The organism is Catenulispora rubra (genome assembly GCF_015356825.1).
In the GTDB taxonomy this organism is placed as follows: domain Bacteria; phylum Actinomycetota; class Actinomycetes; order Streptomycetales; family Catenulisporaceae; genus Catenulispora; species Catenulispora rubra.
Genome location: NZ_JAACYW010000439.1, coordinates 1 through 6,750 on the forward strand (window position 1 = coordinate 1; position 6,750 = coordinate 6,750).

Annotated in this window: 6 protein-coding genes; 5 read left to right on the forward strand and 1 reads right to left on the reverse strand. The window is 73.8% G+C overall.

The window, feature by feature from the left end:
* A partial coding sequence (locus tag GWK61_RS51560; protein WP_194921457.1) for an FAD-binding protein occupies window positions 1-431 on the reverse strand: 431 nt, incomplete at its 3' end.
* Window positions 432-854: 423 nt separating this feature from the next.
* On the opposite strand from GWK61_RS51560, the gene GWK61_RS51565 reads away from it, so the two are divergent.
* The 5 genes from GWK61_RS51565 to GWK61_RS51585 form a co-directional block, all read left to right on the forward strand.
* The gene (locus GWK61_RS51565; protein ID WP_194921458.1) at window positions 855-2,033 is read left to right on the forward strand and encodes a DegT/DnrJ/EryC1/StrS family aminotransferase; all 1,179 of its coding nucleotides are present in this window, start codon (window positions 855-857) and stop codon (window positions 2,031-2,033) included.
* A gap of 2 nt (window positions 2,034-2,035) precedes the next feature.
* Entirely contained in the window at window positions 2,036-3,274 is a 1,239-nt protein-coding gene (locus GWK61_RS51570; protein WP_194921459.1) for a Gfo/Idh/MocA family protein, read from the forward strand.
* Window positions 3,259-3,921, forward strand: a complete 663-nt coding sequence (locus GWK61_RS51575; protein ID WP_194921460.1) for an HAD-IA family hydrolase — start codon at window positions 3,259-3,261, stop codon at window positions 3,919-3,921. Before GWK61_RS51570 ends, GWK61_RS51575 begins: the two co-directional genes overlap by 16 nt.
* Complete coding sequence (locus GWK61_RS51580) at window positions 3,918-5,108, forward strand: 3-dehydroquinate synthase family protein (RefSeq protein ID WP_194921461.1); 1,191 nt, start codon at window positions 3,918-3,920, stop codon at window positions 5,106-5,108. Before GWK61_RS51575 ends, GWK61_RS51580 begins: the two co-directional genes overlap by 4 nt.
* Before the next feature lie 10 nt (window positions 5,109-5,118).
* A partial coding sequence (locus tag GWK61_RS51585) for a class I adenylate-forming enzyme family protein (protein WP_194921462.1) occupies window positions 5,119-6,750 on the forward strand: 1,632 nt, incomplete at its 3' end.

Genomic DNA, 6,750 nt, shown 5'->3' on the forward strand with positions numbered 1-6,750 from the left:
CCCCCGGACACGTGGCCGCCGACCCCGACCCCCGGGCAGCTGCCGCCCGGCAGCGTCAGGCCCCAGCCCAGGTCGAGGGTCTTGTACACGCGGCCCAGCGTGGCGCCGCCCTCGGCGGCGAAGGCCCGCATCCGCGGGTCGTAGTAGACCGCGTCCATCTCCGACATCTCGATCACGACCTCGACGTCGGCGCCGTCGACGAAGTCCTCCAGGCAGTGGCCGCCGCTGCGCACCGCGATCCGCCGGCCCGCGCCGACGGCGGCCTCGACGGCGGCCTGGACCTGGCCGGTGTCGTGCACGATCTGCACGCTCTGCGGAACCCCGATGAAGCGGCGGTTGTATCCGCGCATCTGGAAATCCGCGTAGCGGGGATCGTCCGGCCTCACCTCCACGGTTCCGATCGCCGACGCCTCGGTTGCCGTTTCGGCCATTGGTCGCCTCCAGAAGTACGGGTCCGCGGTGCGGATGCGGGATGTCGCCAGATGCCGGTGCGGGGGGTCGCGCCGCTCGGGCGCGAGCCACCGTCGAGGGCTGAGAAGGAACTCACTTCGTGGCGAAGCTAATCGAGGCTCAGGGGCCTCACAACCCCCTACGGAAACCCCTATGGCCCCTTGTGCGATTGGGGGGATCGCAGTGCCGGCGACGGCTTTCGGCGGAAGGCAGGGGGAGCCGATGAGGGGGTCCCTAAGGGGGTTGTGCGGCCCGGCCGCCGTCGGAAAACTGCGGACTATCGACCGTTCCGGGCGGGTGGCCGGCCGGCAGGCGATGACCTGCGGCTGGCTGCCGCCCACCGACTGCGGATCGCGGCGCCCGGCACCCCGGGCGACCGCGTGAATATGGGGATGGTTAACGCGATGGCTGCGATTTCTCGGCAGGAACTGGAACTCCCGGGCTGGCCGCAATTCGGCGATGAGGAGAGAGGCGCGCTGATTCGCGCCCTCGACCAAGGACAATGGTGGAGAATAGGCGGGAGCGAGGTCGACGAATTCGAGCGGGAATTCGCCGCCTATCACCACGCCCCGCACGCGCTGGCCGTGACCAACGGGACCCACGCGCTGGAACTGGCGCTCCAGGTCATGGGAGTGGGCCCGGGGGACGAGGTGGTCGTCCCGGCCTTCACCTTCATCTCCTCCTCGCAGGCCGTGCAGCGGCTCGGCGGCGTCGCCGTGCCGGTGGACGTGGATCCGGACACGTACTGCCTGGACCCGGCCGCGGCGCGGGCCGCCGTCACCGCGCGGACCAAGGCGATCATGCCGGTGCACATGGCCGGCGTGGTCTGCGACATGGACGAGCTGGACAAGCTCGCGGCCGACACCGGCGCGCCGATCCTGCAGGACGCCGCGCACGCCCACGGCGCCGAGTGGCGCGGCCGGCGGGTGGGCGAGCTCGGCTCGCCGGCCGCCTTCAGCTTCCAGAACGGCAAGCTGATGACCGCCGGCGAGGGCGGGGCCGTGACGTTCCCCGACGCCGGGCAGTACGAGACCGCCTTCGTGCGGCACAGCTGCGGACGGCCCCGGACCGACCGCTCGTACCTGCATCAGACCTCGGGGTCCAACTTCCGCATGGGCGAGTTCTCCGCCGCGGTGCTGCGCGTCCAGCTGGCCCGGCTCGACGGCCAGATCGCGACCCGCGAGCAGCGCTGGCCGCTGCTGGCGGGCCTGCTCGCCGACGTCCCCGGCGTGGTGCCGCAGGGTTCTGACGCACGGTGCACCCGCAATCCGCACTACATGGCGATGTTCCGGATCCCGGGCATCACCGAGGAGCGCCGCAACGAACTCGTCGACGCGCTGATCGCCGGCGGGCTCCCGGCGTTCGCCGCCTTCCGCGCCGTCTACCGCACCCCGGCCTTCTGGGAGAGCGCGGCCCCGCAGGAGAGCGCCGAGGACATCGCCCGGCGGTGCCCGGTCAGCGAGGAGCTGACCCGCGACTGCGTGTGGCTGCACCACCGGACGCTGCTGGCCGACGAGGAGCAGATCCACCTCGTCGCGCGGATCGTCGCCGAGACGGTGGCCGCCGTCGGATCCGGGGTGTGAGGGTGGCCGTACGCGTCGCCGTCGTCGGACTGGGCTGGGCGGCCCGGACCATCTGGATCCCCAGGCTGCAAGCCCATCCCGACATCACTCTGACCGCGGTCGTGGACCCCGACCCGGCGGCGCGCGCCGCCTTCGCCGACGGGATCGCTGCCGGAGCCGCCGGAGCCGCCGGGGCTGCCGGGGCTGCCGGGGCTGGCGAGGCCGCCGACGGGACTGCTGGGGCCGACCGCCCCGCGGTCCTGGCCTCGTCGGACGAACTCACGGCCGACCGCGTCGATCTGGCGATCGTCGCCGTGCCGAACCACGCGCACGCCCGGATCTCCGCGCGGCTGCTGCGCCGCGGCATCCCGGTCTTCCTGGAGAAGCCCGTCTGCCTGAGCACCGCCGAGGCCGACGAACTGGCGGCGGCCGAGCACGCCGGCGCCCCGCTGATCGCCGGCAGCGCCGCCAGGTACCGGGCCGATGTCCGGGTCCTGCACGACCTGCTCCCCACGCTCGGCCCGATCCGGCACGTGCGGCTGGCCTGGGTGCGCTCGCGCGGCGTCCCGGCCACGCGCTGGTTCACCCGCCGCGACACCGCCGGCGGCGGTGCGCTGCTGGACCTGGGCTGGCACCTGCTCGACACGGCCCTGCCGCTGCTGGGCGCCGAGCCGGTGACGTTCTCCGACGTCGTGGGGGTGATCGGCCACGACTTCGTGAGCCGGGCCGCGGCCCACGCCCGCTGGCGGGAGGACCTCGACGAACTCGATGAACTGGACGGTATCGATGAACTGGACGGTGTCGACGGGCTCGGCACGGCCCGGGCCCAGGACGTCGAGGACACCGCTCGCGCGTTCCTGGTGACCGACGGCGGTGTCTCCGTCTCCGTCCACGCCAGCTGGGCCTCCCACGCCGAGTACGACACGACCCTGATCGAGGTCCACGGCGGCGCCGGGGTCGCCGAGCTGCTGTGCACCTTCGGCTTCAGCCCCAACCGGCGCGGCGCGCCCACCCTGGTCGTCCACCGGGGCGGCGTCGCCGAGGCGGTCCCGCTGCCCGCCGAGCCGGTGGGCGCCGAGTACGACCGCCAGGTCGACGCGCTGCCCGCGCTGCTCGCCGACCCCGGCGCGCGCGGCCGGGCGGTACGCGCCGCCCGCACCACGATCGGCGTCATCGAGCGCGTCTATGCGCACGCCGACCTGCTCGCCGCGACCGGCAGCTCATCGAACACCGGAAGGCCGTCTGTATGGGTATCGAGCTGACCCCGGCACCGCTGCGCGGTGTCGTGTTCGACCTCGACGGCGTCCTGGCCGACAGCTTCGGCGTGATGCGCGAGGCGTTCGCCGTCGCCTACCGGGAGGTCGTGGGAGACGGCGAACCGCCCTTCGAGGAGTACAGCCGGCACCTCGGCCGGTACTTCCCGGACATCATGACGATCATGGGCCTGCCGCTGGAGATGGAAGGGCCCTTCGTCCGGGAGAGTTACCGGCTCGCGGACCGGGTCCGCCTGTTCGACGGCGTGGTCGACCTGCTCCAGGAGCTGCGCGAGGCCGGCATCCGCTGCGCCGTGGCCACCGGCAAGAGCGGTCCGCGGGCGCGGTCGCTGCTGGCGGGCCTGGGCATCGCCGAGCTCTTCGAGCACATCGTCGGCTCCGACGAGGTCGCCCGGCCCAAGCCCGCGCCGGACATCGTGCTGCGCGCCGTGGAGCTGCTGGGGATCGACCGCGAGGAGGCCGTGATGATCGGCGACGCGGTGAGCGACCTGGCCAGCGCGCGGTCCGCCGGCGTCACCGCTGTCGCCGCACTGTGGGGCGAGAGCGATCCGGCGCCGCTGCTCGACGCCCGGCCGGACGCGGCGGCGGCCGATCCGGGGGAGTTCCTGGCCTGGTGTCTGAAGGCGGCCCGATGACCGCCGGAGCACGGACCGCCGGAGCACAGACCGCCGGAGCACAGGTCGCGTCGCCGCTGTCCACGTCACCTCAGACCGCCTCACCTCAGACCGCCTCACCACAGACCGCCTCACCACAGACCGCCTCACCACAGACCGCCTCACCACAGACCGCCTCACCACAGATCGTCGAGGTCGAGCTCGGCGAGCGGTCCTACGCCGTGCACATCGGCGCGGGCGTCCGGCACCGGCTGGCCGAGGAGGTCCAGCGCCTGGGCGCGCGCCGGGCGGCCGTGGTCTCGGCCCGTCCGCCGGAGTGGACGCCGGATCTCGGCGCGCCGTCGCTGTTCCTCGCCGCGGCCGACGGGGAGCACGGCAAGTCGCTGGCCGCGGTCGAAGGGCTCTGCCGCCGCTTCGCCGACTTCGGCCTGACCCGGGGCGACGTCGTCGTGGCCGTCGGCGGCGGCTCCACGACCGACACGGTGGGCCTGGCGGCCGCGCTGTACCACCGCGGCGTTCCGGTGATCCATCTGCCGACCTCGCTGCTGGCCCAGGTCGACGCCGGCGTCGGCGGCAAGACCGCGGTGAACCTGCCCGAGGGCAAGAATCTCGTGGGCACCTACTGGCAGCCCTCGGCCGTGTTGTGCGACACCGACTATCTGGCGACCCTGCCGCCCCGCGAGATGGCCAACGGCTACGGGGAGATCGCCCGCTGCCACTTCATCGGCGCCGGGGACCTGCGGGGCCTGGCGCTCGCCGAGCAGATCGCGGCCAGTGTCCGGCGCAAGGCCGAGATCGTCGCGGGCGACGAGCGCGATGCGGGCCTGCGGCACCTGCTCAACTACGGCCACACCCTCGGCCACGCGCTCGAACGCGCCACGGACTACGCCCTGCGCCACGGCGAGGGCGTGGCGATCGGGACCGTGTTCGCCGGCCGCCTGGCCGGCCGGCTCGGGCGCATCCCGCCCGAGCGGGTCGCCGAGCACCACGACGTGGTCGCCCACTACGGGCTGCCCACGGCGCTCCCGCACGGGGTGGACGACGACCGGCTCATCGCCCTGATGCGGCTGGACAAGAAGGCCGTGACCGGGCTCGCCTTCGTCCTGGACGGACCCCGCGGCGCCGAGCTGGTCACCGGCGTCCCGCGCTCCGCCGTCGCCGCCGTCCTGGCAGAGATGCCGCGGGACGCACCGCACTCACGACGCTAGGGGTTTTGGCATGCTGCGCACCGAGCTGCTCCGGCCGCTGCACGAGCTGCTGCGTGCCCAGAGTGAGAAGTTCGGTCCCAAGACCGCCTTCCGCGACGGCCGCCGCACGCTGGACTACGCCGGGCTCGACGCCCGGACCGCCCGGCTGGCCGGCCACCTCGCCGCCCTGGACGTCCGTCCCGGCGACCGCGCCGTCCTGCTGCTGGGCAACCGGGTCGAGACGATCGAGACGTACTACGCCTTCGCGCGCGCCGGCGCCGTCGGCGTGCCGGTCAACCCGCGGTCCTCCGACGCCGAGCTCACCTACCTGCTCCAGGACAGCGGCGCCCGGGTCGTCGTCGCCGACCCGGCCCAGGCCGTCCGCCTGGGGCGGGTGGCGTCGGCCGTGGGTCCGCTGACCGTGCTGGTGGTGGCGGATGTCCCCGGCGTCCCCGGCGTCCCCGGCGTCCCCGGGATCCCGGCCGAACCGCTGCCGTTCGACGTGTACGACTACGAGGAGCTGGCCCGCAGCGAGCCCGCGCGGCCGGCGTACGACGGACTGGGGCTCGACGACATCGCGTGGATGCTCTACACCTCGGGGACCACCGGCCGGCCGAAGGGCGTCCTGTCGACCACCCGCAACTGCCTGTGGTCGGTGGCCGCCAGCTACGTCCCGGTCCTGGACCTCGGCTCCGCCGACCGGGTGCTGTGGCCGCTGCCGCTGTTCCACAGCCTGTCGCACATCGCCTGCGTCCTGGCCGTGACCTCCGTGGGCGCCACCGCCACGATCGTGGACGGACTGTCCGCAGGGGACATCCTCGACCTGTGGGCCGAGGAGGACTTCACGGTGATGGCCGGCGTGCCCACGCTGTACCACCACCTCGTGCGCGAGGCCGAGGCCCGCGGCTTCGGCGCCCCGGCCGGGCTGCGCGTGGGCCTGGTCGGCGGTGCCATCACCACCGCCGAACTGCGCAACACGGTCGAGGCGCGGTTCGGCGCGCCGCTGGTCGACGCCTACGGCTCCACCGAGACCTGCGGCTCGATCACCATCAACTGGCCCACCGGGGCGCGCGTCGAAGGGTCCTGCGGCCTGCCGGTCCTCGGGCTCGCGGTGCGCCTGGTGGACCACCGCACCGGGCGCGAGGCCGGCCCCGGCCGGGAGGGCGAGGTCTGGGTCCGCGGACCGAACGTGATGGCGGGCTACCACAACCAGCCCGAGGCCACCGCCGAGGCGCTGAAGGACGGCTGGTACCACACCGGCGACCTGGCCCGGCGCGACGAGGCCGGCTACTTCACGGTGACCGGGCGCATCAGGGAACTGATTATCAGGGCGGGCGAGAACATCCACCCGCTGGAAGTCGAGGCCGTACTGCGCACCGTCCCCGGCGTCGAGGACGTCGCCGTCGCCGGCCGCCCGAGCGAGGTGCTCGGCGAGGTCCCGGTCGCCTACGTGGTCCCGGGCGCCGGGTTCGACCCCGCGCGGGCGCTGGCGGTGTGCCGGGAGCAGCTCACGTATTTCAAGGTGCCCGAGGAACTGTACGAGATCGCCGAGATCCCGAAGACCGCGTCGGGGAAGGTGGCGCGGCGGCGTTTGCCGGAGCTGCCGGCGCGGCTTCGGGCGCGGGGGATCGAGGGGGAGCGGGAGCTTCGGCGGGTGGTGTGG